General features: G+C 49.5%; 9 protein-coding genes. All 9 read right to left on the bottom strand.

Annotation, left to right across the window (positions count from 1 at the left end):
- Positions 1 to 19: 19 nt before the first annotated feature.
- From NX720_RS15890 to NX720_RS15850, 9 genes are read right to left on the bottom strand one after another with little or no spacing between them, the layout of a single operon-like run.
- Entirely contained in the window at positions 20 to 2032 is a 2013-nt protein-coding gene (locus NX720_RS15890) for a C2H2-type zinc finger protein (protein WP_262595817.1), read from the bottom strand.
- Positions 1962 to 2774 carry a hypothetical protein gene (locus NX720_RS15885; protein ID WP_262595815.1) on the bottom strand — a complete coding sequence of 271 codons (813 nt, stop codon included), beginning with the start codon at positions 2772 to 2774 and terminating at the stop codon, positions 1962 to 1964. The genes NX720_RS15890 and NX720_RS15885 overlap by 71 nt, the downstream gene beginning before the upstream one ends.
- A gap of 50 nt (positions 2775 to 2824) precedes the next feature.
- Positions 2825 to 5245: a C2H2-type zinc finger protein gene (locus tag NX720_RS15880; RefSeq protein ID WP_262595813.1), complete on the bottom strand. Its 2421-nt coding sequence runs from the start codon at positions 5243 to 5245 to the stop codon at positions 2825 to 2827.
- 50 nt (positions 5246 to 5295) lie between these two features.
- Complete coding sequence (locus tag NX720_RS15875; protein WP_262595811.1) at positions 5296 to 7644, bottom strand: C2H2-type zinc finger protein; 2349 nt, start codon at positions 7642 to 7644, stop codon at positions 5296 to 5298.
- A gap of 50 nt (positions 7645 to 7694) precedes the next feature.
- Positions 7695 to 10025, bottom strand: coding sequence for a C2H2-type zinc finger protein (locus NX720_RS15870; RefSeq protein ID WP_262595810.1), 2331 nt, complete (start codon positions 10023 to 10025; stop codon positions 7695 to 7697).
- Between the two features lie 50 nt (positions 10026 to 10075).
- A complete protein-coding gene (locus NX720_RS15865) occupies positions 10076 to 12508 on the bottom strand; it encodes a C2H2-type zinc finger protein (RefSeq protein ID WP_262595808.1) in 2433 nt (810 codons plus the stop codon).
- A 50-nt stretch (positions 12509 to 12558) separates the two neighbouring features.
- Complete coding sequence (locus NX720_RS15860) at positions 12559 to 14907, bottom strand: C2H2-type zinc finger protein (protein WP_262595806.1); 2349 nt, start codon at positions 14905 to 14907, stop codon at positions 12559 to 12561.
- A 50-nt stretch (positions 14908 to 14957) separates the two neighbouring features.
- Positions 14958 to 17390 carry a C2H2-type zinc finger protein gene (locus tag NX720_RS15855; protein ID WP_262595805.1) on the bottom strand — a complete coding sequence of 811 codons (2433 nt, stop codon included), beginning with the start codon at positions 17388 to 17390 and terminating at the stop codon, positions 14958 to 14960.
- A gap of 50 nt (positions 17391 to 17440) precedes the next feature.
- Positions 17441 to 19855, bottom strand: a complete 2415-nt coding sequence (locus NX720_RS15850) for a C2H2-type zinc finger protein (RefSeq protein ID WP_262595804.1) — start codon at positions 19853 to 19855, stop codon at positions 17441 to 17443.
- Positions 19856 to 19871 lie beyond the last annotated feature (16 nt).

The following is a 19871-nucleotide window of genomic DNA, read 5'->3' as shown; positions in this document are numbered from 1 at the left end:
ATTTTGGCGGGAGTGTAGACTATTGCTGTGGCGGTTGCTCTGTTGGAAGGTTCTTGTGTTGGATGCGCTTGTGACTTACGAGGTGTGCGAGTTGAAAAAATTTCTTTTGGCACTTATCGCACTCATAAGGCTTATCTCCGGTGTGGGTGCGCTTGTGTCTTACGAAGTTACTGGAACAAGCAAATCTCTTTTGACACACATCGCACTCATAAGGCCTCTCTCCTGTGTGGTGGCGCCTGTGTATTGTCAAGCCTCCGGAAGCTGCAAATCTCTTTGGACACTCATCGCACTTATAAGGCTTCTCCCCGGTGTGAGTGCGTTTGTGTACTATGAGGTGATTGAGTAGAGAAAATCTCTTTTGACACACATCGCACTCATAAGGCTTATCTCCGGTGTGGGTGCGCTTGTGTCTTACGAAGTTACTGGAGCAAACAAATCTCTTTTGACACACATCGCACTCATAAGGCCTCTCTCCTGTGTGGTGGCGCCTGTGTTTTGCTAAGTTTCCGGAGTCAGTAAATCTCTTTTGGCACTTATCGCACTTATAAGGCTTATCTCCGGTGTGGGTGCGCCTGTGTTTTACGAAGTTACTGGAGCAGGCAAATCTCTTTTGACACAGATCGCACTCATGAGGCTTTTCCCCGGTGTGTCTGAGCCTGTGTGCTGCCAAGTTTCCGGAGTTAACAAATCTCTTTTGACACACATTGCACTCATAAGGCCTCTCCCCAGTATGGGTGCGTTCGTGGTCTTTGAGGTGATTGGGTTGAATAAATTTCTTTTTACACACATCGCACTCATAAGGCTTCTTCCCGGTGTGGCGGCACTTGTGTCTTGTGAGAGTTTCGGAACGAGCAAACTTCTTTCCACACACATCGCACTCATGAAACTTCTCTCCTGTGTGGGTGAGCTTGTGTCTTGTGAGACTTCCGGAATTAGCAAGCTCCCTTCCACACACATCACACGCACATTTTTTGTTTTTTGCCCTGGCTCCGCTATGACCGTCATCACCGTCGGGCACCACAACCGGTTCGTTTTTATAGTCCCAGTAAGGTTCTCCATAGCTCAGCCAGAGTCCTTTGCCCTCCGGGATAAATTTCGTTGTCACGACCATAACCACGGGGAAATCATCCATATAAACAATAATGAAACTGACGTTTGGCTCTAAAGTACCGGTATTGTCGTCGGCATTGCTGGTGACGGTACAGTCGTTAACGCAGGAAAAAATATTGCCGTCGTCATAACCTGAAAGCCAGTACATTTCCTGACAATCATCCGTGGCTTCTTCTCCTTTGTAGTCACAGTTAACGGAATAGGATATTTGCTGGTCTAATGTACCACACTCCGGAGACGGGGCATTCTTATCTATCAACCAGAGAGAGCCCCGGTAATGCCCCAGTACAGCACCCTTGGACAGTTTTTTGGCGGCTACTACATGCTTTTGCCCGTCCAGAGCCTGGTAAGGGTCGCCCTCGTTTGCCTCGTACCACACCTCTCTGACCAGACCTTCGATGTGCGCCTCTCTTTCTTCATTGGTTTTATTAATATATTCCAATATCCTGTTTTCCAGTTGCTGTCGCTTTTTCTTAGTAAAAAGTTTCCAGAATGCCGGGGCACCCAGAATCTTGCAATTTGTTTTGAAAGGCGGTTCTGGCGGTTTTCTGGTAATACCGCTTTCCGGCTTAATGACAAACAGTTCAGCACTTGTCAAGACTTTTCTTTCACCAAATTCAATGACATTTTCTTCCTGTTTTATGGGGATATCCGGTATCACGGGATAACCCTCGGTCTGCGGATTTGTGACACTCTGCGGGCTCTCGCTATTACTGGTGCTGGTGCTGAGTTTTCTTTTTTTGCTCTTCGTAGCTGCTGGTTTATCAACGGGTGGAGGATTTCTTTTGGAACCATTGGACAGGTCAGCCATGCTCCCCGATGGCAGGGAAACAGGAGTGCAGGCAGAAAGGTTATTGTCGGGAGTCAACACACACAACTTTTCTTCCCTCCATCTTGTCCGTAAAAAAACAGAACGTTTCATCCTGCGGGGCCGAACGGTGTGCCAGTGAGTAATGGAACCTGACGGGCGCTCGCAGCTCCTTTATTTTCTGCTCCTGCCTTAACACTTCGTCCGGTTTTTCAGGGGCTAACCTTGACATAGCGTTTGTCCAGCATCCTGTTCGCCGGTCTATCTCTTCAGACTTTCTCCTTTGCCGGGACAGGTACTCCAGAATGGCTCTGTATTGTTGTTCATATTGCTGGTCGGGCAGACCCGGGCTATCACTCTGAAAGGGAGCAATGGCCAGGTCTGTTCCCCCGGTGGTCTGCACCTGCAAAACCGAGGCAAACCCGGTCACCTGCACAGACTCCCCACTGTGACTAAACTGCAGTGTGGCTCTTAACCCGGTCAGCAAAGCACTGGGATCGTGGCAGCGCAGATGCCGGGTCATGTTGGAAAGTGTGGTGGCATTGCACGCATCCAGCCATGTGAAGACTGCCGGCTCAGTGGCCAGTACACTAAAACCGTCGTCTTCTATCAGGATAACCACCGCTGCCGATCTTTTTGAAACCGCGACTTTTTCATCCATAGCGGATTTAAGCACGGGTTGTTGCTGAAGCCAGAGCCTTGAAGCAACATGGGCAATACCGCCCTGATGTACAGAAGCTGGTGTTACCCATTCTCCACGGGTATTGTCCACCATGACAGCCAGCCACAGCAGAAACACCACTGCCAGCATTTTTTTTGAAAACACAAAGACTGAAGCGTTATTTTTTTTGCCCATTGTGGAGTCCGTAGAATTGGGCTATTGGGTGATTTTGGTGGGAGTGTAGACTATTGCTGTGGCGGTTGCTCTGTTGGAAGGTTCTTGTGTTTGGTGCGCTTGTGTTTTGAGAGGTTACCGGAAAGAGCAAATCTCTTTTGACACACATTGCACTCATAAGGCTTCTCTCCGGTGTGGGTGCGCTTGTGTCTTATGAGGTCTTCGGATTGAATAAATCTCTTTTGGCACTTATCGCACTCATAAGGCCTCTCCCCGGTGTGGCTGCGCTTGTGTCTTATGAGGTTTCCGGATCGAGTAAATCTCTTTTGGCACTTATCGCACTCATAAGGCTTCTCCCCGGTGTGGCTACGCCTGTGTGTTGCTAAGTTTCCAGAAGCAGAAAATCCCTTTTCACACACATAGCACTTATAAGGCTTCTCTCCGGTGTGGGTGCGTTTGTGTCTTATGAGGTCTCCGGATTGAGTAAATATCTTTTTACACACATCGCACTCATGAGGCTTCGCCCCGGTGTGGGTACGCTGATGTCTTAAGAGGTTACTGGAGTAAGCAAATCCCTTTTGACACACATCGCACTCATAAGGCTTCTCTCCGGTGTGGGTGCGCTTGTGTACTATGAGGTGTATGGAGCGAGCAAACTTCTTTCCACACACATCACACACGTGTTTTTTGTTTTTTGCTCCGGCTCCGCTATGACCGTCATCACCGTCGGGCACCACAACCGGTTCGTTTTTATAGTCCCAGTAAGGTTCTCCATAGCTCAGCCAGAGTCCTTTGCCCTCCGGGATAAACTTCGTTGTCACGACCATAACCACGGGGAAATAATCCATATAAACAATAATGAAACTGACGTTTGGCTCTAAAGTACCGGTATTGTCGTCGGCATTGCTGGTGACGGTACAGTCGTTAACGCAGGAAAAAATATTGCCGTCGTCATAACCTGAAAGCCAGTACATTTCCTGACAATCATCCGTGGCTTCTTCTCCTTTTTCTTTGTAGTCACAGTTAACGGAATAGGATATTTGCTGGTCTAACGTACCACATTCCGGAGACGGGGCATTCTTATCTATCAACCAGAGAGAGCCCCGGTAATGTCCCAGTACAGCACCCTTGGACAGTTTTTTGGCGGCTACTACATGCCTTTGCCCGTCCAGAGCCTGGTAAGGGTCGCCCTCGTTTGCCTCGTACAGCACCTCTCTAACCAGACCTTCGATGTGCGCCTCTCTTTCTTCATTGGTTTTATTAATATATTCCAATATCCTGTTTTCCAGTTGCTGTCGCTTTTTCTTAGTAAAAAGTTTCCAGAATGCCGGGGCACCCAGAATCTTGCAATTTGTTTTGAAAGGCGGTTCTGGCGGTTTTCTGGTAATACCGCTTTCCGGCTTGATGATAAACAGTTCAGCACTTGTCAAGACTTTTCTTTCACCAAATTCAATGACATTTTCTTCCTGTTTTATGGGGATATCCGGTATCACGGGATAACCCCCGGTCTGCGGATTTGTGACACTCTGCGGGCTCTCGCTATTACTGGTGCTGGTGCTGAGTTTTCTTTTTTTGCTCTTCGTAGCTGCTGGTTTATCAACGGGTGGAGGATTTCTTTTGGAACCATTGGACAGGTCAGCCATGCTCCCCGATGGCAGGGAAACAGGAGTGCAGGCAGAAAGGTTATTGTCGGGAGTCAACACAACTTTTCTTCCCTCCATCTTGTCCGTAAAAAACCAGAACGTTTCATCCTGCGGGGCCGAACGGTGTGCCAGTGAGTAATGGAACCTGACGGGCGCTCGCAGCTCCTTTATTTTCTGCTCCTGCCTTAACACTTCGTCCGGTTTTTCAGGGGCTAACCTTGACATAGCGTTTGTCCAGCATCTTGTTTGCCGGTCTATCTCTTCAGACTTTCTCCTTTGCCGGGACAGGTACTCCAGAATGGCTCTGTATTGTTGTTCATATTGCTGGTCGGGCAGACCCGGGCTATCACTCTGAAAGGGAGCAATGGCCAGGTCTGTTCCCCCGGTGGTCTGCACCTGCAAAACCGAGGCAAACCCGGTCACCTGCACAGACTCCCCACTGTGACTAAACTGCAGTGTGGTTCTTAACCCGGTCAGCAGGGCATTGGGGTCGTGGCAGCGCAGATGCCGGTTCATGTCGGAAAGCGTGGTGGCATTGCACGCATCCTGCCATGTGAAGACTGCTGGCTCAGTGGTCAGTACACTAAAACCGTCGTCTTCTATCAGGATAACCACCGTTGCCGATCTTTTTGAAACCGCGACTTTTTCATCCATAGCGGATTTAAGCACGGGTTGTTGCTGAAGCCAGAGCCTTGAAGCAACATGGGCAGTCCCGACCTGATGTACAGAAGCTGGTGTTACCCATTCTCCACGGGCGCTGTCCACCATGGCAGCCAGCCACAGCAGAAACACCACTGCCAGCATTTTTTTTGAAAACACAAAGACTGGAGCGTTATTTTTTTTGCCCATTGTGGAGTCCGTAGAATTGGGCTATAGGGTGATTTTGGCGGGAGTGTAGACTATTGCTGTGGCGGTTGCTCTGTTGGAAGGTTCTTGTGTTGGGTGTGCTTGTGTTTTGAGAGGTTACTGGAAAGAGCAAATCTCTTTTGACACACATTGCACTCATAAGGCTTCTCTCCGGTGTGGGTGCGCTTGTGTCTTGTGAGGCCTTCGGAGCGAGCAAATCTCTTTTCACACACATCGCACCCATAAGGCTTCTCTCCGGTGTGGCGGCGCTTGTGCATTGCCCAGTTTCCGAAAACAGCAAATTCCTTTTGACACAAATCGCACCTATAAGGCTTCTCTCCGGTGTGGATGCGTTTGTGCCTTACAAGATCACTGGAGTAAGCAAATCCCTTTTGACACACATCGCACTCATAAGGCTTCTCTCCGGTGTGGGTGCGCTTGTGTCTTGCGAGGCTTTCGGAGCGAGCAAACTTCTTTCCACACATATCGCACTCATAAGGCTTCTCTCCGGTGTGGGTGCGCTTGTGTCTTACGAGGTTTCCGAAATGAGCAAACTTCTTTCCACACACATCACACACGTGTTTTTTGTTTTTTGCCCTGGCTCCGCTATGACCGTCATCACCGTCGGGCACCACAACCGGTTCGTTTTTATAGTCCCAGTAAGGTTTTCCATAGCTCAGCCAGAGTCCTTTGCCCTCCGGGATATCCTCTGTTGTCACGACCATAACCACGGGGAAATAATCCATATAAACAATAATGAAACTGGCGTTTGGCTCTAAAGTACCGGTATTGTCGTCGGCATTGCTGGTGACGGTACAGTCGTTAACGCAGGAAAAAATATTGCCGTCGTCATAACCTGAAAGCCAGTACATTTCCTGACAATCATCCGTGGCTTCTTCTCCTTTTTCTTTGTAGTCACAGTTAACGGAATAGGATATTTGCTGGTCTAACGTACCATATTCCGGAGACGGGGCACTCTTATCTATCAACCAGAGAGAGCCCCGGTAATGTCCCAGTACAGCACCCTTGGACAGTTTTTTGGCGGCTACTACATGCCTTTGCCCGTCCAGAGCCTGGTAAGGGTCGCCCTCGTTTGCCTCGTACAGCACCTCTCTAACCAGACCTTCGATGTGCGCCTCTCTTTCTTCATTGGTTTTATTAATATATTCCAATATCCTGTTTTCCAGTTGCTGTCGCTTTTTCTTAGTAAAAAGTTTCCAGAATGCCGGGGCACCCTGAATCTTGCAATTTGTTTTGAAAGGCGGTTCTGGCGGTTTTCTGGTAATACCGCTTTCCGGCTTGATGATAAACAGTTCAGCACTTGTCAAGACTTTTCTTTCACCAAATTCAATGACATTTTCTTCCTGTTTTATGGGGATATCCGGTATCACGGGATAACCCCCGGTCTGCGGATTTGTGACACTCTGCGGGCTCTCGCTATTACTAGTGCTGGTGCTGGTGCTGGTGCTGAGTTTTCTTTTTTTGCTCTTCGTAGCTGCTGGTTTATCAACGGGTGGAGGATTTCTTTTGGAACCATTGGACAGGTCAGCCATGCTCCCCAATGGCAGGGAAACAGGAGTGCAGGCAGAAAGGTTATTGTCGGGAGTCAGCACAATTTCTCTTCCCTCCATCTTGTCCGTAAAAAACCAGAACGTTTCATCCTGCGGGGCCGAACGGTGTGCCAGTGAGTAATGGAACCTGACGGGCGCTCGCTGCTCCTTTATTTTCTGCTCCTGCCTTAACACTTCGTCCGGTTTTTCAGGGGCTAACCTTGACATGGCGTTTGTCCAGCATCCTGTTCGCCGGTCTATCTCTTCAGACTTTCTCCTTTGCCGGGACAGGTACTCCAGAATGGCTCTGTATTGTTGTTCATATTGCTGGTCGGGCAGACCCGGGCTATCACTCTGAAAGGGAGCAATGGCCAGGTCTGTTCCCCCGGTGGTCTGCACCTGCAAAACCGACGCAAACCCGGTCACCTGCACAGACTCCCCACTGTGACTAAACTGCAGTGTGGCTCTTAACCCGGTCAGCAAAGCACTGGGGTCGTGGCAGCGCAGATGCCGGGTCATGTTGGAAAGTGTGGTGGCATTGCACGCATCCCGCCATGTGAAGACTGCCGGCTCAGTGATCAGTACACTAAAACCGTCGTCTTCTATCAGAATAACCACCGTTGCCGATCTTTTTGAAACCGCGACTTTTTCATCCATAGCGGATTTAAGCACGGGCTGCTGCTGAAGCCAGAGCCTTGAAGCAACATGGGCAATCCCGCCCTGATGTACAGAAGCTGGTGTTACCCATTCTCCACGGGTATTGTCCACCATGACAGCCAGCCACAGCAGAAACACCACTGCCAACCTTTTTTTTGAAAACACAAAGACTGAAGCGTTATTTTTTTTACCCATTACGGAGTCATTAGAATTGGGCTATTGGGTGGTTTTGGCGGGAGTGTAGACTATTGCTGTGGTGGTTGTTCTGTTGGGGATTCCTTATGTTTGGTGCGCTTGTGTCTTGCGAGGTGTTCGAGTCGAGAAAATCTCTTTTGACACACATCGCACTCATAAGGCTTCTCTCCGGTGTGGGTGCGCTTGTGTCTTGCTAAGTTTCCGGAATGAGCAAATCTCTTTTGGCACTTATCGCACTCATAAGGCTTATCCCCGGTATGGTAGCGTCTGTGTTTTGCTAAGTTTCCGGAGTCAGTAAATCTCTTTTGGCACACATCGCACTCATAAGGCCTCTCTCCTGTGTGGTGGCGCCTGTGTATTGTCAAGTCTCCGGAAGCTGCAAATCTCTTTGGACACACATCGCACTTATAAGGCTTATCTCCGGTGTGGGTGCGCCTGTGTCTTACGAAGTTACTGGAGCAGGCAAATCTCTTTTGACACAGATCGCACTCATGAGGCTTCTCTCCGGTGTGGGTGCGCTTGTGTCTTACGAGGTTTCCGAAATGAGCAAACTTCTTTCCACACACATCACACACGTGTTTTTTGTTTTTTGCCCTGGCTCCGCTATGACCGTCATCACCGTCGGGCACCACAACCGGTTCGTTTTTATAGTCCCAGTAAGGTTTTCCATAGCTCAGCCAGAGTCCTTTGCCCTCCGGGATATCCTCTGTTGTCACGACCATAACCACGGGGAAATAATCCATATAAACAATAATGAAACTGGCGTTTGGCTCTAAAGTACCGGTATTGTCGTCGGCATTGCTGGTGACGGTACAGTCGTTAACGCAGGAAAAAATATTGCCGTCGTCATAACCTGAAAGCCAGTACATTTCCTGACAATCATCCGTGGCTTCTTCTCCTTTTTCTTTGTAGTCACAGTTAACGGAATAGGATATTTGCTGGTCTAACGTACCATATTCCGGAGACGGGGCACTCTTATCTATCAACCAGAGAGAGCCCCGGTAATGTCCCAGTACAGCACCCTTGGACAGTTTTTTGGCGGCTACTACATGCCTTTGCCCGTCCAGAGCCTGGTAAGGGTCGCCCTCGTTTGCCTCGTACAGCACCTCTCTAACCAGACCTTCGATGTGCGCCTCTCTTTCTTCATTGGTTTTATTAATATATTCCAATATCCTGTTTTCCAGTTGCTGTCGCTTTTTCTTAGTAAAAAGTTTCCAGAATGCCGGGGCACCCTGAATCTTGCAATTTGTTTTGAAAGGCGGTTCTGGCGGTTTTCTGGTAATACCGCTTTCCGGCTTGATGATAAACAGTTCAGCACTTGTCAAGACTTTTCTTTCACCAAATTCAATGACATTTTCTTCCTGTTTTATGGGGATATCCGGTATCACGGGATAACCCCCGGTCTGCGGATTTGTGACACTCTGCGGGCTCTCGCTATTACTGGTGCTGAGTTTTCTTTTTTTGCTCTTCGTAGCTGCTGGTTTATCAACGGGCGGAGGATTTCTTTTGGAACCATTGGACAGGTCAACCATGCTCCCCGATGGCAGGGAAACAGGGGAGCAGGCAGAAAGGTTATTGTCGGGAGTCAGCACAACTTTTCTTCCCTCCATCTTGTCCGTAAAAAACCAGAACGTTTCATCCTGCGGAGCCGAACGGTGTGCCAGTGAGTAATGGAACCTGACGGGCGCTCGCTGCTCCTTTATTTTCTGCTCCTGCCTTAACACTTCGTCCGGTTTTTCAGGGGCTAACCTTGACATAGCGTTTGTCCAGCATCTTGTTCGCCGGTCTATCTCTTCAGACTTTCTCCTTTGCCGGGACAGGTACTCCAGAATGGCTCTGTATTGTTGTTCATATTGCTGGTCGGGCAGACCCGGGCTATCACTCTGAAAAGGAGCAATGGCCAGGTCTGTTCCCCCGGTGGTCTGCACCTGCAAAACCGACGCAAACCCGGTCACCTGCACAGACTCCCCACTGTGACTAAACTGCAGTGTGGCTCTTAACCCGGTCAGCAGGGCATTGGGGTCGTGGCAGCGCAAATGCCGGTTCATGTCAGAAAGCGTGGTGGCATTACACGCATCCTGCCATGTGAAGACTGCCGGCTCAGTGGCCAGTACACTAAAACCGTCGTCTTCTACCAGAATAACCACCGCTGCCGATCTTTTTGAAACCGCAACTTTTTCATCCATAGCGGATTTAAGCACGGGTTGTTGCTGAAGCCAGAGCCTTGAAGCAACATGGGCAATCCCGCCCTGATGTACAGAAGCTGGTGTTACCCATTCTCCACGGGTATTGTCCACCATGACAGCCAGCCACAGCAAAAACACCACTGCCAACCTTTTTTTTGAAAACACAAAGACTGGAGCGTTATTTTTTTTGCCCATTGTGGTGTCCGTAGAATTGGGCTATTGGGTGATTTTGGCGGGAGTGTAGACTATTGCTGTGGCGGTTGCTCTGTTGGAAGGTTCTTGTGTTGGATGCGCTTGTGACTTACGAGGTGTGCGAGTTGAAAAAATTTCTTTTGGCACTTATCGCACTCATAAGGCCTCTCCCCGGTGTGGCTGCGCTTGTGTCTTATGAGGTTTCCGGATCGAGTAAATCTCTTTTGGCACTTATCGCACTCATAAGGCTTCTCCCCGGTGTGGCTACGCCTGTGTGTTGCTAAGTTTCCAGAAGCAGAAAATCCCTTTTCACACACATCGCACTTATAAGGCTTCTCTCCGGTGTGGGTGCGTTTGTGTCTTATGAGGTCTCCGGATTGAGTAAATATCTTTTTACACACATCGCACTCATAAGGCTTCGCCCCGGTGTGGGTGCGCCTGTGTCTTACGAAGTTACTGGAGCAGGCAAATCTCTTTTGACACAGATCGCACTCATGAGGCTTTTCCCCGGTGTGTCTGAGCCTGTGTGCTGCCAAGTTTCCGGAGTTAACAAATCTCTTTTGACACACATCGCACTCATAAGGCTTCTCTCCGGTGTGGGTGCGCTTGTGTACTATGAGGTGTATGGAGCGAGCAAACTTCTTTCCACACACATCACACACGTGTTTTTTGTTTTTTGCCCCGGCTCCGCTATGACCGTCATCACCGTCGGGCACCACAACCGGTTCGTTTTTATAGTCCCAGTAAGGTTCTCCATAGCTCAGCCAGAGTCCTTTGCCCTCCGGGATATCCTCTGTTGTCACGACCATAACCACGGGGAAATCATCCATATAAACAATAATGAAACTGACGTTTGGCTCTAAAGTACCGGTATTGTCGTCGGCATTGCTGGTGACGGTACAGTCGTTAACGCAGGAAAAAATATTGCCGTCGTCATAACCTGAAAGCCAGTACATTTCCTGACAATCATCCGTGGCTTCTTCTCCTTCTCCTTTGTAGTCACAGTTAACGGAATAGGATATTTGCTGGTCTAACGTACCACATTCCGGAGACGGGGCATTCTTATCTATCAACCAGAGAGAGCCCCGGTAATGTCCCAGTACAGTACCCTTGGACAGTTTTTTGGCGGCTACTACATGCTTTTGCCCGTCCAGAGCCTGGTAAGGGTCGTCCTCGTTTGCCTCGTACCGCACCTCTCTGACCAGACCTTCGATGTGCGCCTCTCTTTCTTCATTGGTTTTATTAATATATTCCAATATCCTGTTTTCCAGTTGCTGTCGCTTTTTCTTAGTAAAAAGTTTCCAGAATGCCGGGGCACCCTGAATCTTGTAATTTGTTTTGAAAGGCGGTTCTGGCGGTTTTCTGGTAATACCGCTTTCCGGCTTGATTATAAACAGTTCAGCACTTGTCAAGACTTTTCTTTCACCAAATTCAATGACATTTTCTTCCTGTTTTATGGGGATATCCGGTATCACGGGATAACCCTCGGTCTGCGGATTTGTGACACTCTGCGGGCTCTCGCTATTACTGGTGCTGGTGCTGGTGCTGGTGCTGAGTTTTCTTTTTTTGCTCTTCGTAGCTGCTGGTTTATCAACGGGTGGAGGATTTCTTTTGGAACCATTGGACAGGTCAACCATGCTCCCCGATGGCAGGGAAACAGGGGAGCAGGCAGAAAGGTTATTGTCGGGAGTCAGCACAATTTCTCTTCCCTGCATCTTGTCCGTAAAAAACCAGAACGTTTCATCCTGCGGGGCCGAACGGTGTGCCAGTGAGTAATGGAACCTGACGGGCGCTCGCAGCTCCTTTATTTTCTGCTCCTGCCTTAACACTTCGTCCGGTTTTTCAGGGGCTAACCTTGACATAGCGTTTGTCCAGCATCTTGTTTGCCGGTCTATCTCTTCAGACTTTCTCCTTTGCCGGGACAGGTACTCCAGAATGGCTCTGTATTGTTGTTCATATTGCTGGTCGGGCAGACCCGGGCTATCACTCTGAAAAGGAGCAATGGCCAGGTCTATTCCCCCGGTGGTCTGCACCTGCAAAACCGAGGCAAACCCGGTCACCTGCACAGACTCCCCACTGTGACTAAACTGCAGTGTGGCTCTTAACCCGGTCAGCAGGGCATTGGGGTCGTGGCAGCGCAGATGCCGGGTCATGTCGGAAAGTGTGGTGGCATTGCACGCATCCTGCCATGTGAAGACTGCCGGCTCAGTGGCCAGTACACTAAAACCGTCGTCTTCTACCAGGATAACCACCGCTGCCGATCTTTTTGAAACCGCCACTTTTTCATCCATAGCGGATTTAAGCACGGGTTGTTGCTGAAGCCAGAGCCTTGAAGCAACATGAGCAGTCCCGACCTGATGTACAGAAGCTGGTGTTACCCATTCTCCACGGGCGCTGTCCACCATGGCAGCCAGCCACAGCAGAAACACCACTGCCAACATTTTTTTTGAAAACACAAAGACTGGAGCGTTATTTTTTTTGCCCATTGTGGAGTCCGTAGAATTGGGCTATAGGGTGATTTTGGCGGGAGTGTAGACTATTGCTGTGGCGGTTGCTCTGTTGGAAGGTTCTTGTGTTGGGTGCACTTGTGTCTTACGAAGTTACTGGAGCAAGCAAATCTCTTTTGACACACATCGCACTCATAAGGCCTCTCTCCTGTGTGGTGGCGCCTGTGTCTTGTCAAGTCTCCGGAAGCTGCAAATCTCTTTGGACACACATCGCACTTATAAGGCTTATCTCCGGTGTGGGTGCGCCTGTGTCTTACGAAGTTACTGGGGCAGGCAAATCTCTTTTGACACAGATCGCACTCATAAGGCCTCTCTCCTGTGTGGTGGCGCCTGTGTTTTGTCAAGTCTCCGGAAGCTGCAAATCTCTTTGGACACACATCGCACTCATAAGGCTTCTTCCCGGTGTGGCTGCGCTTGTGTCTTGTGAGAGTTTCGGAACGAGCAAACTTCTTTCCACACACATCGCACTCATAAGGCTTCTCTCCGGTGTGGGTGCGCTTGTGTCTTACGAGGTCTCCGGAAAGAGCAAACCTCTTTCCACACACATCACACACGTGTTTTTTGTTTTTTGCCCCGGCTCCGCTATGACCGTCATCACCGTCGGGCACCACAACCGGTTCGTTTTTATAGTCCCAGTAAGGTTCTCCATAGCTCAGCCAGAGTCCTTTGCCCTCCGGGATATCCTCTGTTGTCACGACCATAACCACGGGGAAATCATCCATATAAACAATAATGAAACTGACGTTTGGCTCTAAAGTACCGGTATTGTCGTCGGCATTGCTGGTGACGGTACAGTCGTTAACGCAGGAAAAAATATTGCCGTCGTCATAACCTGAAAGCCAGTACATTTCCTGACAATCATCCGTGGCTTCTTCTCCTTCTCCTTTGTAGTCACAGTTAACGGAATAGGATATTTGCTGGTCTAACGTACCACATTCCGGAGACGGGGCATTCTTATCTATCAACCAGAGAGAGCCCCGGTAATGTCCCAGTACAGTACCCTTGGACAGTTTTTTGGCGGCTACTACATGCTTTTGCCCGTCCAGAGCCTGGTAAGGGTCGTCCTCGTTTGCCTCGTACCGCACCTCTCTGACCAGACCTTCGATGTGCGCCTCTCTTTCTTCATTGGTTTTATTAATATATTCCAATATCCTGTTTTCCAGTTGCTGTCGCTTTTTCTTAGTAAAAAGTTTCCAGAATGCCGGGGCACCCTGAATCTTGTAATTTGTTTTGAAAGGCGGTTCTGGCGGTTTTCTGGTAATACCGCTTTCCGGCTTGATTATAAACAGTTCAGCACTTGTCAAGACTTTTCTTTCACCAAATTCAATGACATTTTCTTCCTGTTTTATGGGGATATCCGGTATCACGGGATAACCCTCGGTCTGCGGATTTGTGACACTCTGCGGGCTCTCGCTATTACTGGTGCTGGTGCTGGTGCTGGTGCTGAGTTTTCTTTTTTTGCTCTTCGTAGCTGCTGGTTTATCAACGGGTGGAGGATTTCTTTTGGAACCATTGGACAGGTCAACCATGCTCCCCGATGGCAGGGAAACAGGGGAGCAGGCAGAAAGGTTATTGTCGGGAGTCAGCACAATTTCTCTTCCCTGCATCTTGTCCGTAAAAAACCAGAACGTTTCATCCTGCGGGGCCGAACGGTGTGCCAGTGAGTAATGGAACCTGACGGGCGCTCGCAGCTCCTTTATTTTCTGCTCCTGCCTTAACACTTCGTCCGGTTTTTCAGGGGCTAACCTTGACATAGCGTTTGTCCAGCATCTTGTTTGCCGGTCTATCTCTTCAGACTTTCTCCTTTGCCGGGACAGGTACTCCAGAATGGCTCTGTATTGTTGTTCATATTGCTGGTCGGGCAGACCCGGGCTATCACTCTGAAAAGGAGCAATGGCCAGGTCTATTCCCCCGGTGGTCTGCACCTGCAAAACCGAGGCAAACCCGGTCACCTGCACAGACTCCCCACTGTGACTAAACTGCAGTGTGGCTCTTAACCCGGTCAGCAGGGCATTGGGGTCGTGGCAGCGCAGATGCCGGGTCATGTCGGAAAGTGTGGTGGCATTGCACGCATCCTGCCATGTGAAGACTGCCGGCTCAGTGGCCAGTACACTAAAACCGTCGTCTTCTACCAGGATAACCACCGCTGCCGATCTTTTTGAAACCGCCACTTTTTCATCCATAGCGGATTTAAGCACGGGTTGTTGCTGAAGCCAGAGCCTTGAAGCAACATGAGCAGTCCCGACCTGATGTACAGAAGCTGGTGTTACCCATTCTCCACGGGCGCTGTCCACCATGGCAGCCAGCCACAGCAGAAACACCACTGCCAACATTTTTTTTGAAAACACAAAGACTGGAGCGTTATTTTTTTTGCCCATTGTGGAGTCCGTAGAATTGGGCTATAGGGTGATTTTGGCGGGAGTGTAGACTATTGCTGTGGCGGTTGTTCTGTTGGAAGGTTCTTGTGTTGGGTGCGCTTGTGACTTACGAGGTGTGCGAGTCGAGAAAATCTCTTTTGGCACTTATCGCACTCATAAGGCTTCTCTCCGGTGTGGGTGCGTTTGTGTCTTGCTAAGTTTCCGGAGTCAGTAAATCTCTTTTGGCACTTATCGCACTCATGAGGCCTCTCCCCGGTGTGGCTGAGTTTGTGTTTTACGAGGCCTCCGGATTGAGTAAATCTCTTTTGGCACTTATCGCACTCATAAGGCTTCTCCCCGGTGTGGCTACGCCTGTGTGTTGCTAAGTTTCCAGAAGCAGAAAATTCCTTTTCACACACATCGCACTTATAAGGCTTCTCTCCGGTGTGGGTGCGTTTGTGTCTTATGAGGTCTCCGGATTGAGTAAATATCTTTTTACACACATCGCACTCATGAGGCTTCGCCCCGGTGTGGGTACGCTGATGTCTTAAGAGGTTACTGGAGTAAGCAAATCCCTTTTGACACACACCGCACTCATAAGGCTTCTCCCCTGTATGGGTGCGTTTGTGGTCTCTTAGGTGATGGGGTTTAGTAAATATCCTTCCACACACATCACACGCACATTTTTTGTTTTTTGCCCCGGCTCCGCTATGATCGTCATCACCGTCGGGCACCACAACCGGTTCGTTTTTATAGTCCCAGTAAGGTTTTCCATAGCTCAGCCAGAGTCCTTTGCCCTCCGGGATATCCTCTGTTGTCACGACCATAACCACGGGGAAATCATCCATATAAACAATAATGAAACTGACGTTTGGCTTTAAAGTACCGGTATTGTCGTCGGCATTGCTGGTGACGGTACAGTCGTTAACGCAGGAAAAAATATTGCCGTCGTCATAACCTGAAAGCCAGTACATTTCCTGACAATCATCCGTGGCTTCTTCTCCTCCTTCTTTGTAGTCACAGTTAACGGAATAGGATATTTGCTGGTCTAACGTACCACACTCCGGAGACGGGGCATTCTTATCTATCAACCAGAGAGAGCCCCGGTAATGCCCCAGTACAGTACCCTTGGACAGTTTTTTGGCGGCTACCACATGCTTTTGCCCGTCCAGAGCCTGGTAAGGGTCGTCCTCGTTTGCCTCGTACCGCACCTCTCTGACCAGACCTTCGATGTGCGCCTCTCTTTCTTCATTGGTTTTATTAATATATTCCAATATCCTGTTTTCCAGTTGCTGTCGCTTTTTCTTAGTAAAAAGTTTCCAGAATGCCGGGGCACCCTGAATCTTGTAATTTGTTTTGAAAGGCGGTTCTGGCGGTTTTCTGGTAATACCGCTTTCCGGCTTGATTATAAACAGTTCAGCACTTGTCAAGACTTTTCTTTCACCAAATTCAATGACATTTTCTTCCTGTTTTATGGGGATATCCGGTATCACGGGATAACCCTCGGTCTGCGGATTTGTGACACTCTGCGGGCTCTCGCTATTACTGGTGCTGGTGCTGGTGCTGGTGCTGAGTTTTCTTTTTTTGCTCTTCGTAGCTGCTGGTTTATCAACGGGTGGAGGATTTCTTTTGGAACCATTGGACAGGTCAACCATGCTCCCCGATGGCAGGGAAACAGGGGAGCAGGCAGAAAGGTTATTGTCGGGAGTCAGCACAATTTCTCTTCCCTGCATCTTGTCCGTAAAAAACCAGAACGTTTCATCCTGCGGGGCCGAACGGTGTGCCAGTGAGTAATGGAACCTGACGGGCGCTCGCAGCTCCTTTATTTTCTGCTCCTGCCTTAACACTTCGTCCGGTTTTTCAGGGGCTAACCTTGACATAGCGTTTGTCCAGCATCTTGTTTGCCGGTCTATCTCTTCAGACTTTCTCCTTTGCCGGGACAGGTACTCCAGAATGGCTCTGTATTGTTGTTCATATTGCTGGTCGGGCAGACCCGGGCTATCACTCTGAAAAGGAGCAATGGCCAGGTCTATTCCCCCGGTGGTCTGCACCTGCAAAACCGAGGCAAACCCGGTCACCTGCACAGACTCCCCACTGTGACTAAACTGCAGTGTGGCTCTTAACCCGGTCAGCAGGGCATTGGGGTCGTGGCAGCGCAGATGCCGGGTCATGTCGGAAAGTGTGGTGGCATTGCACGCATCCTGCCATGTGAAGACTGCCGGCTCAGTGGCCAGTACACTAAAACCGTCGTCTTCTACCAGGATAACCACCGCTGCCGATCTTTTTGAAACCGCCACTTTTTCATCCATAGCGGATTTAAGCACGGGTTGTTGCTGAAGCCAGAGCCTTGAAGCAACATGAGCAGTCCCGACCTGATGTACAGAAGCTGGTGTTACCCATTCTCCACGGGCGCTGTCCACCATGGCAGCCAGCCACAGCAGAAACACCACTGCCAACATTTTTTTTGAAAACACAAAGACTGGAGCGTTATTTTTTTTGCCCATTGTGGAGTCCGTAGAATTGGGCTATAGGGTGATTTTGGCGGGAGTGTAGACTATTGTTGTGGCGGTTGCTCTGTTGGAAGGTTCTTGTGTTGGGTGCGCTTGTGTTTTGAGAGGTTACTGGAAAGAGCAAATCTCTTTTGACACACATTGCACTCATAAGGCTTCTCTCCGGTGTGGGTGCGCTTGTGTCTTGTGAGGCCTTCGGAGCGAGCAAATCTCTTTTCACACACATCGCACCCATAAGGCTTCTCTCCGGTGTGGGTGCGCTTGTGTACTGCTAAGCTTCCGGATACAAAAAAAACCTTTTTACACACATCGCACTTGTAGGGCCTCTCTCCGGTGTGGCGGCGCTTGTGCATTGCCCAGTTTCCGAAAACAGCAAATTCCTTTTGACACAAATCGCACCTATAAGGCTTCTCTCCGGTGTGGATGCGTTTGTGCCTTACAAGATCACTGGAGTAAGCAAATCCCTTTTGACACACATCGCACTCATAAGGCTTCTCTCCGGTGTGGGTGCGCTTGTGTCTTGCGAGGCTTTCGGAGCGAGCAAACTTCTTTCCACACATATCGCACTCATAAGGCTTCTCTCCGGTGTGGGTGCGCTTGTGTCTTGTGAGGCTTTCGGAGCGAGCATACTTCTTTCCACACACATCACACACATATTTTTTATTTTTTGCCCTGCCTCCGCTACGATCATTTTCATCTTCGGGCACCACAACCGGTTCGTTTTTATAGTCCCAGTAAGCTTCTCCATAGCTCAGCCAGAGTCCTTTGCCCTCCGGGATAAACTTCGTTGTCACGACCATAACCACGGGGAAATCATCCATATAAACAATAATGAAACTGACGTTTGGCTCTACAGTACCGGTATCGTCGTCGGCATTGCTGGTGACGGTACAGTCGTTAACGCAGGAAAAAATATTGCCGTCGTCATAACCTGAAAGCCAGTACATTTCCTGACAATCATCCGTGGCTTCTTCTCCTTTGTAGTCACAGTTAACGGAATAGGATATTTGCTGGTCTAACGTACCACACTCCGGAGACGGGGCATTCTCATCTATCAACCAGAGAGAGCCCCGGTAATGTCCCAGTACAGTACCCTTGGACAGTTTTTTGGCGGCTACCACATGCTTTTGCCCGTCCAGAGCCTGGTAAGGGTCGCCCTCGTTTGCCTCGTACCGCACCTCTCTAACCAGGCCTTCGATGTGCGCCACTCTTTCTTCATTGGTTTTATTAATATATTCCAATATCCTGTTTTCCAGTTGCTGTCGCTTTTTCTTAGTAAAAAGTTTCCAGAATGCCGGGGCACCCTGAATCTTGCAATTTGTTTTGAAAGGCGGTTCTGGCGGTTTTGTGGTAATACCGCTTTCCGGCTTGATGATAAACAGTTCAGCACTTGTCAAGACTTTTCTTTCACCAAATTCAATGACATTTTCTTCCTGTTTTATGGGGATATCCGGTCTCACGGGATAACCCTCGGTCTGCGGATTTGTGACACTCTGCGGGCTCTCGCTATTACTGGTGCTGGTGCTGAGTTTTCTTTTTTTGCTCTTCGTAGCTGCTGGTTTATCAACGGGTGGAGGATTTCTTTTGGAACCATTGGACAGGTCAGCCATGCTCCCCGATGGCGGGGAAACAGGAGTGCAGGCAGAAAGGTTATTGTCGGGAGTCAACACAACTTTTCTTCCCTGCATCTTGTCCGTAAAAAACCAGAACGTTTCATCCTGCGGGGCCGAACGGTGTGCCAGTGAGTAATGGAACCTGACGGGCGCTCGCAGCTCCTTTATTTTCTGCTCCTGCCTTAACACTTCGTCCGGTTTTTCAGGGGCTAATCTTGACATGGCGTTTGTCCAGCATCCTGTTCGCCGGTCTATCTCTTCAGACTTTCTCCTTTGCCGGGACAGGTACTCCAGAATGGCTCTATACTGTTGTTCATATTGCTGGTCGGGCAGACCCGGGCTATCACTCTGAAAGGGAGCAATGGCCAGGTCTGTTCCCCCGGTGGTCTGCACCTGCAAAACCGACGCAAACCCGGTCACCTGCACAGACTCCCCACTGTGACTAAACTGCAGTGTGGCTCTTAACCCGGTCAGCAAAGCACTGGGATCGTGGCAGCGCAGATGCCGGGTCATGTCGGAAAGTGTGGTGGCATTGCACGCATCCTGCCATGTGAAAACTACCGGCTCAGTGGTCAGTACACTAAAACCGTCGTCTTCTACCAGGATAACCACCGTTGCCGATCTTTTTGAAACCGCAACTTTTTCATCCATAGCGGATTTAAGCACGGGTTGTTGCTGAAGACAGAGCCTTGAAGCAACATGGGCAATCCCCCCCTGATGTACAGAAGCTGGTGTTACCCATTCTCCACGGACGCTGCCCACAATGACAGCCAGCCACAGCAGCAACACCACTGCCAGCATTTTTTTTGAAAACACAAAGACTGAAGCGTTATTTTTTTTGCCCATTGTGGAGTCCGTAGAA

Source organism: Endozoicomonas euniceicola (assembly GCF_025562755.1).
GTDB lineage: Bacteria > Pseudomonadota > Gammaproteobacteria > Pseudomonadales > Endozoicomonadaceae > Endozoicomonas_A > Endozoicomonas_A euniceicola.
Note: the sequence above shows the minus strand (reverse complement) of the source record. Positions and strands in the feature narration are given on the sequence as shown.

What these genes read in the sequence shown, in the direction of transcription:
- NX720_RS15890 (WP_262595817.1), bottom strand. Translation starts at nt 2,032, where the DNA reads ATGAAACGTTCTGTTTTTTTACGGACAAGATGGAGGGAAGAAAAGTTG.
- NX720_RS15885 (WP_262595815.1), bottom strand. Translation starts at nt 2,774, where the DNA reads ATGGGCAAAAAAAATAACGCTTCAGTCTTTGTGTTTTCAAAAAAAATG.
- NX720_RS15880 (WP_262595813.1), bottom strand. Translation starts at nt 5,245, where the DNA reads ATGGGCAAAAAAAATAACGCTCCAGTCTTTGTGTTTTCAAAAAAAATG.
- NX720_RS15875 (WP_262595811.1), bottom strand. Translation starts at nt 7,644, where the DNA reads ATGGGTAAAAAAAATAACGCTTCAGTCTTTGTGTTTTCAAAAAAAAGG.
- NX720_RS15870 (WP_262595810.1), bottom strand. Translation starts at nt 10,025, where the DNA reads ATGGGCAAAAAAAATAACGCTCCAGTCTTTGTGTTTTCAAAAAAAAGG.
- NX720_RS15865 (WP_262595808.1), bottom strand. Translation starts at nt 12,508, where the DNA reads ATGGGCAAAAAAAATAACGCTCCAGTCTTTGTGTTTTCAAAAAAAATG.
- NX720_RS15860 (WP_262595806.1), bottom strand. Translation starts at nt 14,907, where the DNA reads ATGGGCAAAAAAAATAACGCTCCAGTCTTTGTGTTTTCAAAAAAAATG.
- NX720_RS15855 (WP_262595805.1), bottom strand. Translation starts at nt 17,390, where the DNA reads ATGGGCAAAAAAAATAACGCTCCAGTCTTTGTGTTTTCAAAAAAAATG.
- NX720_RS15850 (WP_262595804.1), bottom strand. Translation starts at nt 19,855, where the DNA reads ATGGGCAAAAAAAATAACGCTTCAGTCTTTGTGTTTTCAAAAAAAATG.